Genomic DNA, 16,430 nt, shown 5'->3' with positions numbered 1-16,430 from the left:
CTAAATTAATAAAATTTAAAACACTTAGGAGGTGACAACTTATATTCCAGAAAGTTTGGGGTATAAGGAGTCTTTTTGGACAGTTTGACCTTATTGAAATTATTTGCAGTAGCCGTATTAATTCTACTCACAGCCTTTTTCGTTGCAGCAGAGTTTGCGATCGTTAAAATTCGTAAAACACGAATAGATCAGCTTGCAGAAGAAGGTAATAAACGAGCGATTGCAGCACAAAAGGTTATTTCAAACCTTGATGGATCACTTTCAGCCTGTCAGCTAGGTATAACAATTACTGCGTTAGGCTTAGGTTGGTTAGGTGAACCTACGGTTGAAGCAATTCTTGGTCCAGTATTTGAAAGAATGGAATTAAGTCCGGCGATTGTTCATACGTTGTCATTTGCAATTGCTTTTGCATCAATTACTTTTTTACATGTTGTTCTTGGTGAGCTTGCACCAAAAACAGTAGCTATTCAAAAAGCAGAAACAATAAGTTTATGGTTATCACCTGCATTGATCGGCTTTTATAGAGTGATGTATCCATTTATTTGGTTCTTAAACGGAAGCGCACAGCTTTTAGTAAGAATGTTTGGTTTAAAGCCTGCCTCTGAGCATGATATGGCACATACCGAAGAAGAGCTTCGTTTGATTTTGAGTGAAAGCTACAAAAGTGGTGAGATTAACAAATCTGAGTTCAGTTATGTAGAAAAAGTATTTGAATTCGACGACAGAACTGCAAAAGAAATCATGGTCCCTCGTACTGAAATGGTTTGTCTTTACGAAGATAATACCATGCAAGAAAACATTAATATTATTGCTGAAGAAAAATATACTCGTTACCCGGTAGTTCGGGAAGATAAAGATAATGTGCTTGGTATGGTTAATGCTAAAGAAGTATTTTTTGACCTGATCAAAGGAAAAGAATATCCAATAGACCATTATATTCGCCCAACACTTAGTGTTTTTGAAAATACTCCAATTAAAGAAACTTTGGTAAAGCTTCAGAAAAAAGGCTTTCATATGGCTGTCCTCGTTGATGAATATGGTGGAACAGCTGGCATAGTTACCATTGAAGATATTCTCGAGGAGCTTGTTGGTGAGATTCGTGACGAGTTTGATGAAGATGAGTCACCTATGATCCAAGCTATCAGTCCAAATGTTAAACATTTTGATGGTAAAGTGCTTATTGCTGAAGTTAATGATATTTACGGGCTACAGATAGATGACAGCGAACTTGATACGATTGGGGGCTGGGTACTTTCTAAGAACTCAGAAATCCAAGAACAGCAAGTAATCACGTATGAAGGCTATGACTTTAAAGTGATTGAAATTGATGGACATCAAGTGAAGAAGATAGAAGTAACTAAGAGAGAAATTGAAGATGAGGAACGTTCCCTTCCTAAAGATACTAATCATTCCCTTATCGAGAATGAAGCATAAAAAAATGAAGACCAGTCTTAATTGGCTGGTTTTTTGTTTAAAATTTTTCATTCCGGGTACGAATGATTTAAAGGAGGAGGTATGAAATGAAATCAATTACTGTAAATTTGGAATATGACGAAACAGTTTTGCAAGAAGGTCGTGAAGTAGAGTCAAAGTTACAAGAACAACTCTATGGAACAGGTTTTAGTTTGATTTCAGTTTCTCATCAGTCCGTTCAAAAAGATAAGAATTCCAAAGAGGGAAAAGATATATATTCAACCGGAGCTGGTGGACAGACATCACCTGATAATGAAAAGCCGCCAAATGAAAACTAAGACGGGAACTTCCCGTCTCTTTTTCTTTTTTACAACTAATTTCCCAGGAAATCGACTTAAATTGACAGAATATATTGACAAACGAACTTTTCTCTAAAGTTGAACATCAAGATACATTGTAAATATTTTCAATATCAAGAATAATAAAGGAAAAATATCTTTATTTACAAAAGAACATGTGTTTATAATTTAGTTAATTGCGAACGAAACGTTTTGATTAACGTTTTCTATGGAGGGTGGATATGAAAATTTCAGATGGTCAACCAGTTGCAGATGATCTTATCATTAACCAAATGAAAAAATACGCCAACCAATTTGAATATTCTGAGACACCTTTTCTTATCCAAAAAGACAGAAAGTGGGTCTATGTTAATCCTGCAGCAAGAAAGATATTAGAAGCGGAGGAAGACATCATCGGCAACCCAATCTGGAACAATCTTCACACAGATATTCATGATCTTGTGGAGGAGCGTATTCAGTCATGTGGCAATGGCGTTGCACCCAGACCAAGTGAACAGACTTGGATTACCGAAAAAGGTAATCAGGTTCAATTGGAGGTAATTGGATTTCCGCTCATGTTTTCGTCCGATGCAACACAAATTATTATTCGCAACATAACTCAGCAGAATATTGAGAAGCAGGAAACGTTAGATCATTTAAAGCTTATTACCGAAAATATGATTGATATAATTGGAATTGTGAACGATAAGGGAATCTTCACTTTCTTAACTCCTTCATATGGGTTAGTAACGGGATACACAGAAAAAGAATCAATCGGTACATCCCCTTTTGATCTTGTTCACCCTGAAGACAGGACTCTTGTTATCTCTGAATTTACAAGGATGATCACCGAACATATTCCTCTGACTGTTGAGTATAGATATTTAATAAAGGACGGTTCTTATATTTGGCTTGAGTCTAAAGGGAAACCTATCTGTAACAAGGATTTTCATTCTGCTATTGTTGCGTCAAGAGAAATAACGAAGAGGAAAGATGCTGAATACGCATTAAAAAAGAACGAGTATAATCATCGTATTATTTTAGAGCATAGCAATGATTTAATCTGTTTAGTGGACCCAGAGGGAAACTATTTATATGCTTCTCTATCATATAAAGACGTATTAGGTATTGACCCTCAAACTCTATTAGGCACTAATTCATTGAATTGTATTCACACTGAAGATCATGCTTTGGTAACCGATTATATAAATAGGATAGCTGCATCTGAAAATCCTCTCCCTCTTGTGTACCGAAAAATGCATGCTTCAGGCAAGGCTATCTTGTTAGAAGGTAAAGGGATGCCTATGCATTCAGATCAAGGAGATCTTGAAGGAATAGTCTTTATCTCCAGAGATATTACAGAAAAGAAAAAGGCTGATGAGTATATACGGAATAGTGAAAAACTTGCTGTTTTAGGTGAATTAGCAGCCGGAGTTGCTCATGAGATCCGAAATCCACTTACATCTATAAAGGGATTATTTTCATTGATGAAAAATGGTGATTTTGATAGGGAGAAGTATTATCTTTACAACGAAGTGATATGTGATGAGCTTGATCGAATTGAATATATTGTTAATGAGTTTATGGCTTTAGCAAAACCAGATGCGACGCAATATAAGAGCAAGGTAAATTTAGTTCAGCTGTTACAAGATACAGTTATGCTTCTAACATCTGAAGCAAACTTATTTAACGTTGAGATCCGCCTTTTATTCAAAGAGAAGAAGATCTATGTATCATGTGAAAGTAATCAAATTAAACAAGTTTTTATAAACATAATAAAAAATGCGATTGACGCAATGAGTGAGGGCGGTATTTTAACAATAGGCATTAAAGAATCAGAAAACAACACAGTTACACTAATTTTTATTGATAATGGAATTGGAATAGAGGAAGAACGGCTAAAAAGCATAGGTGTACCGTTCTTTACAAACAAAGAAAAAGGAATTGGCCTTGGGCTTACAATCAGCAATAAAATCATTACAGAGCATAAAGGTGTACTTAAAGTAGAGAGTCTTGCCGGAAAAGGAACAACCGTTTCCATATCATTGCCCAAAACAGAATAATGATCAAGAAAGATTAAGAAAAGAAATAGGTATGTAAGCAACTCTTTTGGAAAGAGTTGTTTATTTTTTTGTGATAAATGTACTTATATGCCGTCAAACAATCTGAAGATACCTCTTCCAAGAATACGAACCAACCAGATTAAGAGCTCGGGTACAACGAATAGAATATCTAGAATAAGATCAAACCAAGTGTATTGTTCGCCATTTTGTTTTCTTTTCTTTTTTCGTTGAAGTGCCACTGGTCATCACCGGATCCTTTTTGTTTTATTAATAAGTATATCAATATTAAAGATCTACAGAATCACTTTGTCATGGATAAATTATGTTGCTGGCTTAAAGAAATTATAAAGAAAAACAGGACATTTGAATGATAAATCATTTTAATCATAGTTGTCGAACCTTAAGGGATATACACTTCTAAAGTGGAGCTATATATGAATTAGTATAAATTCCCCAAGCTTAACTTTTTCTACGTTTACATTAAGAAATAGTTTCTTAACAATTTGCTCCTATAATGAGGGTTGAAAAAATTCATTTAAAGGGGTTGCATCAAACATGGATCAAAGACCAATGGACGAATGGATCAAGAAACTTACAGAAGACAGCTTAAAAAAAAACAAAGTAAACCGCAGGAAATTTCTCACAGGTGCCGGAAAGATTGCAGGTATTTCACTGGGACTCACGATTGCTCAGTCGCTAGGCAGCTCAGAGGTGAACGCGGCACCCACGTTTAGAAATTATCCTTTTACATTAGGTGTTGCATCAGGAGATCCATTATCGGATAGTGTGGTGTTATGGACAAGGTTAGCCCCAGATCCGTTAAATGGAGGCGGTATGCCGAATCAGGCTGTACCCGTAAAATGGGAGATCGCCGAAGATGAGAGATTTAGAAAGATCATAAAGAGAGGGACGGAGCTTGCACAGCCAGATCTTGCCCACTCGGTTCACGTGGAAGTGAACGGGCTGCAACCGGACCGTGTGTATTTTTACCGTTTTAAAAGTGGTCATGAATTGAGCCCTGCAGGAAGAACAAAAACACTGCCTGAAAAAGGAGCAAATGTTTCCAGCATGACCTTCGCTTTTGCATCTTGCCAGCAGTATGAACATGGATTTTTCACAGCTTATCAGCACATGTCTGAAGAAGAATTAGACTTTGTTGTTCACCTAGGTGACTACATATACGAATATGGACCAAACGAATATGTTTCTCCATCTGGAAATGTTCGGACGCATAGCGGACCTGAGATCATGACACTAGAAGACTACCGAAACAGACATGCGCAATACCGTTCTGATGGAAATCTAAAAGCTGCTCATGCGGCGTTTCCATGGATCGTCACATGGGATGATCATGAAGTCGAGAATAACTATGCCAACATGATACCTGAAAAAGGCCAATCGGTTGAAGCATTCGTTAAGCGCCGTTCTGCTGCTTATCAAGCTTATTATGAACACATGCCGCTTCGTAGATCGTCTCTTCCGCATGGAGCAGATATGCTGCTTTACCGTGACTTTAACTATGGAAATCTAGCAGCGTTCAACGTGATGGATACACGTCAATACCGTGACGATCAAGCAAACGGAGACGGAAGCAAACCGCCAACACCGGAATCTATGGACCCGAACCGCACATTGATGGGTAAGGAACAGGAAGACTGGCTGCTTCGTAATCTAGGAAACTCAAAAACTCATTGGAACGTCCTCGCTCAGCAAGTATTTTTTGCTCAACGTAACTATGGAACAGCTGCGGCACCTAGGCTAAGTATGGATGCCTGGGACGGGTATACCGCGTCACGTCAGCGCATTACAGATTTTGTTCAAGCTAGAAACCTTAACAATTTGGTCGTTTTAACAGGAGATGTTCATGCAAGCTGGGCTTGTGATTTAAAGGCTGATTACAATGATGCTGCTTCTAAAGTAATTGGGGCTGAATTTGTAGGTACATCCATTACGTCTGGAGGAAACGGTGCAGATAAACGTGCAGACACGGACAAAATTTTAGAGCTGAATCCGCACATTAAATTTTTCAATGACTATCGTGGGTATGTACGTTGTACCGTAACACCAGAACAGTGGCGGACAGATTACCGTGTTGTTCCGTTTGTTACGTCCCCAGGGGCAGCCATCTCAACTAGAGCATCTCTCGTTTATCAAAAAGATCAAAATGGATTGCAGCAGGTTTCTTCGGTAAATGTAGCAGAAGGTGTGAAGATTTCACGTGAAGTGGAAGAAGACCGTAACAGAGCTCACGGGAAAGCACATGAGAAGCAGATGAAAAAGAATCAGGTAGAGGTTGGTCAATAATTTTTGAGAGCATCCACATCGTGGGTGCTTCTTTATTTAATCTTAATAATCATTAACTCCCTTGTAATAAGAGTTTTATATGAAAACCATATAATTCTTCGTGTAAGAAAACATTTTGATAGGAGAGAAACGATAAATGACCAATCCCTTTGATCAACTTCCAGAGCAAAAGCCGAAGATTACGCGTAGAACGTTTATAGAACGAACAACGAAAGTAGCAGGACTGTCTTTAGGGTTGTCTTTTATAAATCCAATGAACTCAATCGGAGTGCTCGCAGACGATGGAAAGTTAAAAAGTCGTCAAAAGCCGCTTTTAGTCTTTCCTGTAATAAGTGATATTCATATGAATGAAAAATCAGATCAAACGTTTGAAAAGTTTAAAACGACTCTGAAACAATTAAATCAACTGGTTCCAAAGCAAGATGCTTTTGTTGTGGTCGGTGATCTAACAGACAATGGTCGGGTACCTGAATACGAGAAATTCAAAACCGCTTATAACGCACACAAACAATCCAAGGCAGCATCATTAATTGCTATTGGCAATCATGATTATTGGAACGGTCTGTCTGAAGCTGATGCTCAAAATCGCTTCTTAGACGTAACAGAAATGCCTTCCATCTACTTTCATAAGGTCATAAAGGGATATCATTTTATTGTTTTAGGAACTGAGGATGGTGTAACAGAAGGAACGTTCTCTACTAAACAAATTGAATGGATGTCAGAACAATTAAAACAAGCGAATGCCGATGATCCGAAAAAACCTATTTTTGTTTTTCACCATCAGCCGATCAAAGACACCATATATGGAAGCGAGTGGGGTTTTTCGAAGAATAGAGATCTTTTTTATAACACGTTAAAGAGGTACCCGCAGGCTATTACTTTCTCGGGGCACACTCACTACCCATTAGATGATCCTAAGATTATCTATCAAAAGGATTTTACAACGATCGGAACTTCAACAGGGGCTTATCTATGGCTTGATGCTGGCAGAATCCAAGGGGAAGTTCCTGAAGGGGCAGATGTTTTGAATCAAGCTCTGATTGTGGAAGTCTACGAAAACAAGGTGCTTATAAAACGACGCGATATTCATAACAATGATTGGACAGGTGAACCTTTTGAGATCAGCTATCCAGCGAATAAAAGAAATTTTAAATATACGGACGCGAGGAAAGATAAAAAACCTCCATTCTTTACAAAAGATGCGATGCTCTCTGTTGTTAACGATATGACAACGTCTACTAGTCTATCCATTATGTTTACACAGGCAAAAGATAAACTTCTCGTACACGATTATAAGGTAATCGTTACAAACACAGAGAGTAAAGAAGTAGCAAAAGAGTATATAGGTTTTTCAGAGTTCTATAAAGATCCTGTTCCTAATCCTTTAGTGCTTAATCTTGAAGGATTAACACCAGCTAAGACCTATGAAATTGAAGTGTATGCACTGGATGCTTATGGGAATATCAGTACGAATTCTATAAAAGCATTAGGGAGAACAAAAGAAGGTGAGTCGATAAAAATCACCTTATTAAAAGCAGCGGTAAATGGCGTAGAAGATACTGTAGATGTAGTGGTGGAAGGTGTTAGAGCTCCAAAAAGTGACTGGGTTGGACTTTATGAAATCAACGAAAAACCAGGAGAGGTGGGCTCGATCTGGTGGATGTACACAGAGGTTAATGACGGAACGTGTAAATTTACATACGATCCAAAAAACAATGTGAATGCAGCACGCTACAAACAAGGCTCCACGTATAAGTTGGTTTATTTCTATGGCAATGGATACGATGCGGTAGCTTCTGCGACGTTTAAGATAGAGTAAAAAGGCATTGTTAGTGGGTTGGCCTAAATATCGGATCGATCGGACAGATTATGTGAATTGGATAGATAAATTCAAAAAGTGAACAGATTAAAAGGATTAGAACAAAAGAAAGCTGGCTCCGACAGGCCAAAACAGCTCATCTCATGCTGTTTTAGCTCCATTGGAGTCAGCTTTTTACTTATTTCTTATCTTTCATCGCAGCTTTTAGGGCATCAGCCAAACTGTTTCCAAATCCTTCGTCAGAATTGTTGTTCGCGCTGTATTTTTTCAGAAGCTGGCGTTCTTCGCGCTTCGTTACTTTTTTCTTCTTGTCTTCGGCTTTTTCAACCACGTTACATGGCTTGCATTGGAAGTACGTTCCGGCTTTTCCGTTATGCAGCTCCATTTTTTTATGACACTGCGGACAACGGCGGTTCGAAAGCTTCGGGTCTTTACGTCGACGGTATGAACACTCACGATCAGAGCAGACAAGCACTTTGCCGTCACGGCCTTTTACTTCTTTTAAAGGCTTCCCACAGTCCGGACACTTTGAACCAGTCAGGTTGTGGGCGCGGTATTCCTGCGAGCTCGTTTTGATTTCCATCACAAGCTGCTTCGTCTGTTTACGGATGTTTTCCAGAAACTCTTTTGGATTTCCTTTGCCACGGGCAATGGCCTCTAGTTCCTGCTCCCATTTAGCTGTCAGCTCCGGAGACTTCAGCTCATCATTTACAAGGTCGATCAGCTGTTTTCCTTTTGGGGTAGGATGGAGCTTGTTGTTTTTGCGATCAAGCACTTCAGAACCAAGAAGCCTTTCAATAATATCTGCACGGGTAGCGGGTGTTCCTAAGCTGTATTTTTCCATACGAGATAGAAGATCAGCCTCAGTAAAACGAGAAGGTGGTTCAGTCAGCTTCTTCTCCATATCTACATCTTTTACAGATAAGGTTTGCCCTTCTTTTAAATGGGCTAACGCACGAGGGCTTTCTTCTTCTTTCCCGGATAACACCTTAAAACCAGGGTCTAACACTAACGTTTCACGGGCTGTGAAGATTTCTCCGGCAACTTTTAATGTAGCGGTTAAGGTCTCAGACTTATACGCCGGATAAAAAAGAGCAAGAAATCGGCGTGCTATTAAGTCATATAATTTGCGTTCGTCATTATCAAGATCGCCTAGGTGCAGTGGTTCATCGGTCGGGATAATCGCATGGTGATCGGTAACTTTTGCATCGTTAAATACTTTCTTTGCGACCACTTTTCCTTTTTGTTTTAAAAGAGGCTGTACTTCTTCACGATAGCCGGCTGACATGCCTTGAAGACGATCGTACATCGTGTTTTCCATATCTTTTGTTAAATAACGAGAATCCGTTCTCGGATAAGTGACAAGCTTAAATTGCTCATAAAGCTTTTGAAGAACAGAGGATGTTTTCTTAGCAGAGAATCCGAAACGGCGGTTCGCATCACGCTGCAGCTCAGTTAGATCATAAGGCATCGGGTGAGATTCCGTCTTTTCTTTCTTTTGTATGGACTGAAGCGTTGCTTGCTGATTCTTAACCTTACCAACGATGTCGGTTGCTTTTCTCTCATCATAAAGACGCTTTTCCCCATTTTGTTCCCAAGATGCCTTCAATAAACCGATCGTCGCATCAATCGTCCAAAACTCTTTAGGTGTAAACGAATTGATCTCTTGCTCACGCTCTAGAATCATGGCAAGCGTTGGAGTCTGAACACGTCCAGCAGAAAGCGGGTCATTGTATTTCGTAGTTAATGCCCTTGTTACGTTCAAGCCAATCAGCCAGTCTGCTTCAGAACGGCAGACAGCAGATTGATACAGATTGTCGTATTGTTTAGCGGGCTTAAGCTGGTTGAATCCATCACGGATTGCTTTATCAGTCTGGGACGAAATCCATAGCCGCTTCACAGGCTTCTGCCATCTCACTTTTTCCATGATCCAGCGGGCAACGAGTTCACCTTCACGTCCGGCATCTGTTGCAATGACAAGCTCATTTACATCTTTGCGCTTTGCAAGCTGTTCGATCGCACGAAACTGATGACTCACCTGGCGGATGACTTTTAAACCCATATGTTTCGGAATGATGGGAAGATCTTCTAATCGCCATTGTTTATACTGTTTGTCATAGTCTTCAGGCATCTTTAGTTCAATGAGGTGACCAAGCGCCCATGTCACGATGTGTTTCGAGCCTTCAATATAGCTTTTATTTTGTTGCTTACAGCCAAGAACACGAGCGAGATCACGTGCCACACTCGGCTTTTCGGCAAGAATTAATTGTTTCATAACGTACCCCTTTCAACTTTCTACTTTAGTCATTATAACAGAGTGTGAAAATAAGAAAGAAATGAGGTTATATTTACACTAAATATTGTATACTGAATAATGAGTCTATTTTAACTTTATTTACTAATTAGTAAAGTAGATAGGTATTGTTTCCGGTGTACTGAGAGGAGAAAAGGGACATGTGGAGAAATCGGAATTTTTTAATATTGATGTTTGGCCTGGCTGTATCGAGTACAGGATTATGGGTTGGAATCATTGGAAATCTTGAATTTTTGCAGATGAATGTTGAATCCTCCTTCCTGCAGGCGTTAATTATTTTAGCGGGTTTTCTAGTGGGAATCTTTCTTGCACCCATGGCAGGACGGATTATTGACCGCAGCAATAAGAAAAAGATATTAATATATGCAGGGTTTGCGCGATGTGCCGCTATCTTTTTTATGTATTTAGCGATCTTTTATAACAATGTATGGTGGATGGTAGTCTACACGCTCGTAATAGGGATCTCAGGCACCTTCTCACAGCCTGCTATGCAGACGATGCTGCCGCTGATTGTGAAAAAAGAAGAGCTTTTGGATGCGAATGGCGTCAACATGAACATCTTCACTGCATCTCGAATTGTAGGAACAGCGCTGGGCGGTGTGATGCTTGTTGGTATGTCACTATTCTCTTTATATACGGTAACGTTGATTTCATATGTCATTCTTCTCGTTTCTACTTTCTTCTTAAATGTTGAAGAAAAACCAAAAGAGATAAACAAGTCAGGCAAAAAAGAAAACTTCTTCAGAACGCTTGGCGAACTGTACCCGATTATTAAGAATCAGCCCAAAGTGGTTTACGGGATCTTTTTATTGATTCCAGCGTACTTATTTTTATCCGGTTTTAACTTAATGGTTATTGAGATCAGTGAGCTGCAAGATAATGCGGGGATCAAAGGAATCCTTTATACAACAGAAGGCGTCTGTGTATTCATCGGGACGTTTTTATCGAAGAGGTTTTTTAAAAATAATCCGAAGCTTTCTTACATGTTTGCGATCACGTTCATTATTGCAACAGCGCACACTTCTTTATATTTATCTGATCATCCCATCATGTCAGTCCTTTCGTTTGGTTTGTTTGGCCTTGCTGCTGGGACGCTCTTCCCTGTCGTGACCACGATCTTTCAAACGGATGTACCATCTGACTATCACGGAAGGTTTTTCTCCATAAAAGGGATGATCGACAATATTATCTTCCAGGCATTAATGTTGTTAACAGGATTGTTCTTAGATACGATCGGATTCTTCAACATGGTTATCGGGTTTGGTGTTACGTCCTTTGTTATCGCATCAGTCATTCTTTATCAATATACATCGAGCGGCAGCCGAAATAAGAAAGATACAGTTGCTGCAGTAAAATAAAGTAAGAGAGTGACAACACGTCACTCTCTTTTTATGAAAGTGGACAGATTAATTGCCGAGGTGGACAAAAAAGTTAGGAAATGGATAGATTAGCAATAGATATGATGAAAAACGCCTCAGGCCCATCGGAAAGGGACCATAACAGCAAGATTTAGGACGATTCTTTTGAATGACCTTGTTAAAATGAAAAAAAGATGAAGAATGGAGGGATGAACAGTGAGCAATGTACAGATGTCGTTTGATGAGATGTGGGATAAGATTATGGAATGCGATCGGTCTTACGACGGGCTTTTTTATACAGCGGTCAAGACGACAAAGATCTTCTGCCGTCCTTCCTGTCGATCACGAAAACCAAAAAAGAAAAACGTTATATTCTATGAGACCATCTTACAATGTGAGGAGGCAGGGTACCGTGCCTGTAAAAGGTGTCAGCCTGAGATCGAACATTGTCCGCAGATTGATTTAATTCGACAAGCAACAGCATTTCTAGTGAACAACCATCAAAAGCGCATTCTTTTACAGGATGTAGCCAGACATGTTGGTATAAGTACATTTTATTTAGAACGGCTATTTAAAGAAGAGATGAATGAGACACCACGTGAATATTTAGAAAAGATCCGTATGGATAGAGTGGCATTTCTTCTTGCAAATACGTCAAAAACGACCCTTGAGATCTGTTATGAAGCTGGATTTCAGAGTCCTTCAAATTTTTATAAGGCGTTCCGTGAACGAAAGAGATGCTCGCCAACAGAGTTTCGTAAATCTAAACAAACCAAGGAGTCAGGGCATGCAGTGGACTGATTGCGGGTCACATTTGGAGATTTCTTTACCAGAGGCATTTTGTTTTCGTGAGTGCCTCAAATTTCTAGGAAGATCAGAACTTGAAGTGCTGCACCATATAGAAGATGACCAAATTTATAAACCGATAAAGATCCATGAGTCATTAATCCTGCTTAGGATAAGCTCTCCAGATAGAAAACTGAGGATAGAGTTTCCTGATGTGATACCACAAAAGGAGCACCGACAAAATGTAGTTAAGTTTATCACTGATTGGTTCGATCTTGAGCGAGATCTTTCTCCTTTTTACCAAAATGCTTTACATGATAAGATCTTGAAGCCTCTTACGGATCAGTACTTTGGTTTGCGTATGATAGGTATACCAGACCTGTTTGAGGCAGTCACTTGGGCGATCATGGGACAGCAGATTAATTTAACCTTCGCTTATACATTAAAACAAAGGCTGGTTAAAAACTACGGGGAATGCCTGAACGTAGATGGAAGGCTGTTTTGGCTATATCCAAGAGCCGGATCGATAGCTGGTCTTGAGATTGAGGAATTAAAGAAGCTTCAATTTACAACAAGAAAAGCTGAGTACATTATCGGCGCAGCAAAAGAAATGAGTGCTGGGAGATTATCTAAACGCTTATTACTAGAATTAAAAAATCCTAGAGAAAAGCTGATTTCCATAAGAGGGATTGGAGCTTGGACAGCAGATTATGTCTTGATGAAATGTTTATTGGAGCCAACGGCTTTTCCTATAGCAGATGTTGGTCTTCATAACGCGATTAAAAAAATGATGAGAATGGAAATTAAGCCAAGTATCGATGAAATAAAAGAATTAGCGAAAAACTGGAGCGGGTGGGAAGCATACGCCACTTTTTATCTTTGGAGGTCATTGTATGAATAAGTCATATCGACTGGACTATCAATCTCCTATAGGAATTCTAGAGATTGCAGGCAATGAAGAAGCTGTTCATTCCATTCTGTTTGTTGATAGAGTCGTGAAGACAGAGCATCAGCCCAAAACTGAGACTCCTAAAGTCCTACAAGATTGCGAAACTCAACTTCATGAATATTTTATGGGAAAGCGCAAAACCTTTTCATTTTCCTATATGTATACGGGAACTCCTTTTCAACAAAGGGTCTGGAATTCGCTATTACAGATTCCCTTTTCGGAAACAGCTTCATATCGTGACATTGCAAATATTCTTCAAAAGCAAAAAGCGGTGAGAGCTGTTGGTAACGCCAATGGTAAAAATAAACTTAGCATCGTGATCCCCTGTCATAGGATCATAGGATCTAGTGGAAATCTTACAGGTTATGCAGGTGGGCTGTGGAGAAAAGAATGGCTGTTAAATCACGAAAAAACGTTTAAGGAACACAGTAGCTAGTATAGTAAAATAACTTTTATGTTAAAAATATCCATTTTAAAATAATATGAATAGTTAGATAATTCAATTATATTAAGGATTTAGAACGATTTGGATAAAAATTAGGATATTTTAATTTACAATATTAAGAAAAAGTATTAAAATGAGAAAGTTCAAAAAATAGAAAAATTTAGGGGGCTTTCTCGATGAAAAAGTTTTTAGCAGTAACAGCTGCTGCCGTTCTTGCGCTTAGCGTAGGATGCAGCAAGGAAGAAGAAAAACCGAAAGAAGAGGCAAAGCCAGCAGTTGCTGAAAAGAAAGAAGATGGAAATGCTGAAAAGATTACTCTTCTTAACTTTGAAGGAGAGCTTATGAACCAACTTCGTCAGTACCATGGAGCATTTAACGCATATGCTGCAGGTCTGGAAAAAGAAGGCGAAGAAGCAGTTCCGCAAGCAGAACTAGATAAGTTAAAAGCTGATGCAAAAGCAGCAGGTGAAAAAGCTGTTGCGGAAATTCCATCTGTTGAAGTACCTTCAGACTTATCAAAAGAAAACCAAGAAGCTATAAAAGGTGCACTAGAAGAGCTTAAAAAATCTTACGAAGCTCGAGTGGCTGGATTAGAAGATGAAGCAAAAGCAGCAGAAGCTGATGAGTTGTTTACTGCTTTTGAAGAGAAGTTAAACACAGTTCACGAAGAGTTAAAATTGATCCCAGGACAATTTGCAGCTGAATTGCAATAGCATTTATTACTGCTGTCTCGATATGAGACGGCAGTTTTTCTGCTTTTAGGAAGGTTGTTTACCCGCCTGCTTTTTCAGAAGTTACTTAAAAAGAAGAATTTTCAAAAAAATATATTTCTATTTTACATAAATTGGTTTACACTATAACTATCAAATGAAAGGAGTGATGGCTTTATGACGAAGAAATTCAATAAGTGCGGTCATGTGTCCTCACCCTGCGGTTATAGAAAATAAACGGTCGACCGGAGGCTCTTAGGATTCGTGATTCCAGGGCTTTTTTAATAAATGAGTGAAGAAGCCGAAGAAGTGATAACTGCTTTGGCTTTTTATTTTGATTAAACGCGCCTTGCTTATTGGATGTTTAAATACATGTAGAGTTACTATGTTTGTGAGGTTATTAAAAGCTGTTGACCTGCCTGAATAAAGTAATGATCCTGAGTGGTTGATAAATCTTCGAACAAGACTTTTTAACAGGATGGAAACTTATCGGATGTCTTTTTGTCACAAAACCACTGAAAGGAGGTAAGAGGAAAACAAAAAGAAGCCAAGGCTTCTTTTTGGGTGATTCTTTATAGAAATAAACCAGCGATTGCAGCAGATAAAATACTTACCAATGTGGCGCCATAGAGAAGCTTCAAACCAAAACGGGCAACAGTGTTTCCTTGCTCTTCGTGAAGCCCTTTAACGGCCCCTGTAATGATTCCGATAGAGGAGAAGTTTGCAAAGGAGACAAGAAATACAGATACGATTCCAATAGTTCGATCGGACATTTCCTTTGAGTATTTAGCAAGATCCATCATCGCTACAAATTCATTGGATACAAGTTTTGTCGCCATGATAGTTCCTGCTGATACAGCTTCTCCCCAAGGAATCCCAACAAGAAAAGCAACTGGTGCAAAGACATAACCTAATATTGTTTGGAACGTAATACCGAAAATCATATCGAACACATCGTTAATCAATGCAATTAATGCAACAAACCCTAGCAGCATCGCACCAACAATAACAGCTACTTTAAAGCCGTCCATAATGTACTCACCAAGCATTTCAAAGAATGTTTGCTCATCTTCTTCGATCTCAATGATGTCGTCATCTTTCTTAACTTCGTAAGGGTTTATGATATTTGCGATAATAAATCCGCCGAACAAGTTAAGTACAAGGGCAGTTACAACGTACTTTGGATTGATCATCGTCATATAAGCACCTAAGATAGAAGCCGAAACAGTAGACATGGCTGATGTACAAAGTGTATATAAACGGTGTCTTGGCAGATGCCCAAGAAGTTTTTTTACAGAGATAAATACTTCAGATTGGCCAAAAACTGCAGATGCTACAGCATTGTAAGATTCTAGTCTTCCTAATCCGTTCACTTTACTTAATGCAAAACCAATCCACTTAATGATAAACGGAAGAATTCGGAAGTGCTGTGCGATACCAATTAATACAGAAATAAATACGATCGGCAGCAAGACGTTTAAGAAGAATGGCATGGCTGCTTCATTGGCCAGGCCGCCAAACACGAAATCTATACCGGCTCCAGCATAACCCAGCAACTTTTCAAATAGTCTAGAGATCCCTCTAATTAAAATAAGGCCAATGCTTGTATTTAATAGGAAATATGTAAAGATTAGCTGCAGCGCAAGCATGATTAATATTGGCCTGTATTTGATTTTTTTGCGATCGTTGCTGACAAGGAAGGCTAATAAGAAAACAGCTGCCAATCCAGCCAGAAAAATAAGGTACGTCATTATTATTTTCCTCCTAAATTTCACGAGTTGAACTTAACCATCGTTGGTTTAATGAATGGTATTTTCACCCATAAAAAATAACTGCTGTGTTAGTATTAACCATTTCCTAAAAATTCTACTTTGAAAACAAGAATTTTACGTTCCAGCTTATGAATGAATATAAAAATAGAGGAGTTGTTA

Annotated in this window: 13 protein-coding genes; 10 read left to right on the top strand and 3 right to left on the bottom strand. The window is 38.8% G+C overall.

Features of this window, described 5'->3' with window-relative positions:
- The first annotated feature begins 84 nt into the window (after window positions 1-84).
- The 3 genes from IEV52_RS16290 to IEV52_RS16280 all read left to right on the top strand — a co-directional run bounded on the left by IEV52_RS16290 (window position 85) and on the right by IEV52_RS16280 (window position 3,814).
- Window positions 85-1,434: a hemolysin family protein gene (locus tag IEV52_RS16290; protein WP_188403959.1), complete on the top strand. Its 1,350-nt coding sequence runs from the start codon at window positions 85-87 to the stop codon at window positions 1,432-1,434.
- 86 nt (window positions 1,435-1,520) lie between these two features.
- The gene (locus tag IEV52_RS16285; RefSeq protein WP_188403545.1) at window positions 1,521-1,751 is read left to right on the top strand and encodes a hypothetical protein; all 231 of its coding nucleotides are present in this window, start codon (window positions 1,521-1,523) and stop codon (window positions 1,749-1,751) included.
- 242 nt (window positions 1,752-1,993) lie between these two features.
- Window positions 1,994-3,814, top strand: a complete 1,821-nt coding sequence (locus IEV52_RS16280; protein WP_188403544.1) for a PAS domain S-box protein — start codon at window positions 1,994-1,996, stop codon at window positions 3,812-3,814.
- 83 nt (window positions 3,815-3,897) lie between these two features.
- On the opposite strand, the gene IEV52_RS16275 is transcribed toward IEV52_RS16280, so the two are convergent.
- Window positions 3,898-4,053, bottom strand: a complete 156-nt coding sequence (locus tag IEV52_RS16275; protein ID WP_188403543.1) for a hypothetical protein — start codon at window positions 4,051-4,053, stop codon at window positions 3,898-3,900.
- A gap of 316 nt (window positions 4,054-4,369) precedes the next feature.
- Here IEV52_RS16275 and IEV52_RS16270 point away from each other — a divergent pair, with 316 nt between their 5' ends.
- Both IEV52_RS16270 and IEV52_RS16265 read left to right on the top strand, forming a co-directional pair.
- Entirely contained in the window at window positions 4,370-6,118 is a 1,749-nt protein-coding gene (locus tag IEV52_RS16270) for an alkaline phosphatase D family protein (protein ID WP_188403542.1), read from the top strand.
- A gap of 136 nt (window positions 6,119-6,254) precedes the next feature.
- Window positions 6,255-7,937: a metallophosphoesterase family protein gene (locus IEV52_RS16265; RefSeq protein ID WP_188403541.1), complete on the top strand. Its 1,683-nt coding sequence runs from the start codon at window positions 6,255-6,257 to the stop codon at window positions 7,935-7,937.
- A gap of 178 nt (window positions 7,938-8,115) precedes the next feature.
- On the opposite strand, the gene IEV52_RS16260 is transcribed toward IEV52_RS16265, so the two are convergent.
- Window positions 8,116-10,212: a DNA topoisomerase III gene (locus IEV52_RS16260; RefSeq protein ID WP_188403540.1), complete on the bottom strand. Its 2,097-nt coding sequence runs from the start codon at window positions 10,210-10,212 to the stop codon at window positions 8,116-8,118.
- 179 nt (window positions 10,213-10,391) lie between these two features.
- On the opposite strand from IEV52_RS16260, the gene IEV52_RS16255 reads away from it, so the two are divergent.
- The 5 genes from IEV52_RS16255 to IEV52_RS16235 all read left to right on the top strand — a co-directional run bounded on the left by IEV52_RS16255 (window position 10,392) and on the right by IEV52_RS16235 (window position 14,502).
- Entirely contained in the window at window positions 10,392-11,609 is a 1,218-nt protein-coding gene (locus tag IEV52_RS16255; protein WP_188403539.1) for an MFS transporter, read from the top strand.
- A gap of 216 nt (window positions 11,610-11,825) precedes the next feature.
- Window positions 11,826-12,410, top strand: coding sequence for a bifunctional transcriptional activator/DNA repair enzyme AdaA (locus tag IEV52_RS16250; RefSeq protein WP_188403538.1), 585 nt, complete (start codon window positions 11,826-11,828; stop codon window positions 12,408-12,410).
- A complete protein-coding gene (locus IEV52_RS16245; RefSeq protein WP_188403537.1) occupies window positions 12,397-13,296 on the top strand; it encodes a DNA-3-methyladenine glycosylase family protein in 900 nt (299 codons plus the stop codon). Before IEV52_RS16250 ends, IEV52_RS16245 begins: the two co-directional genes overlap by 14 nt.
- The gene (locus IEV52_RS16240; RefSeq protein WP_188403536.1) at window positions 13,289-13,780 is read left to right on the top strand and encodes a methylated-DNA--[protein]-cysteine S-methyltransferase; all 492 of its coding nucleotides are present in this window, start codon (window positions 13,289-13,291) and stop codon (window positions 13,778-13,780) included. Before IEV52_RS16245 ends, IEV52_RS16240 begins: the two co-directional genes overlap by 8 nt.
- A gap of 185 nt (window positions 13,781-13,965) precedes the next feature.
- A complete protein-coding gene (locus tag IEV52_RS16235; RefSeq protein WP_188403535.1) occupies window positions 13,966-14,502 on the top strand; it encodes a hypothetical protein in 537 nt (178 codons plus the stop codon).
- Window positions 14,503-15,071: 569 nt separating this feature from the next.
- On the opposite strand, the gene IEV52_RS16230 is transcribed toward IEV52_RS16235, so the two are convergent.
- A complete protein-coding gene (locus IEV52_RS16230; protein WP_188403534.1) occupies window positions 15,072-16,250 on the bottom strand; it encodes a NupC/NupG family nucleoside CNT transporter in 1,179 nt (392 codons plus the stop codon).
- Between the last annotated feature and the right edge of the window lie 180 nt (window positions 16,251-16,430).

Source organism: Fictibacillus barbaricus, from assembly GCF_014635025.1.
Classification (GTDB): domain Bacteria; phylum Bacillota; class Bacilli; order Bacillales; family Fictibacillaceae; genus Fictibacillus; species Fictibacillus barbaricus.
Note: the sequence above shows the minus strand (reverse complement) of the source record. Positions and strands in the feature narration are given on the sequence as shown.

Bases quoted from the DNA above. Each gene is read 5' to 3' on its own strand.
- IEV52_RS16285 (WP_188403545.1), top strand. From the start codon at position 1,521: ATGAAATCAATTACTGTAAATTTGGAATATGACGAAACAGTTTTGCAA.
- IEV52_RS16280 (WP_188403544.1), top strand. From the start codon at position 1,994: ATGAAAATTTCAGATGGTCAACCAGTTGCAGATGATCTTATCATTAAC.
- IEV52_RS16270 (WP_188403542.1), top strand. From the start codon at position 4,370: ATGGATCAAAGACCAATGGACGAATGGATCAAGAAACTTACAGAAGAC.
- IEV52_RS16265 (WP_188403541.1), top strand. From the start codon at position 6,255: ATGACCAATCCCTTTGATCAACTTCCAGAGCAAAAGCCGAAGATTACG.
- IEV52_RS16260 (WP_188403540.1), bottom strand. From the start codon at position 10,212: ATGAAACAATTAATTCTTGCCGAAAAGCCGAGTGTGGCACGTGATCTC.
- IEV52_RS16255 (WP_188403539.1), top strand. From the start codon at position 10,392: ATGTGGAGAAATCGGAATTTTTTAATATTGATGTTTGGCCTGGCTGTA.
- IEV52_RS16245 (WP_188403537.1), top strand. From the start codon at position 12,397: ATGCAGTGGACTGATTGCGGGTCACATTTGGAGATTTCTTTACCAGAG.
- IEV52_RS16240 (WP_188403536.1), top strand. From the start codon at position 13,289: ATGAATAAGTCATATCGACTGGACTATCAATCTCCTATAGGAATTCTA.
- IEV52_RS16235 (WP_188403535.1), top strand. From the start codon at position 13,966: ATGAAAAAGTTTTTAGCAGTAACAGCTGCTGCCGTTCTTGCGCTTAGC.
- IEV52_RS16230 (WP_188403534.1), bottom strand. From the start codon at position 16,250: ATGACGTACCTTATTTTTCTGGCTGGATTGGCAGCTGTTTTCTTATTA.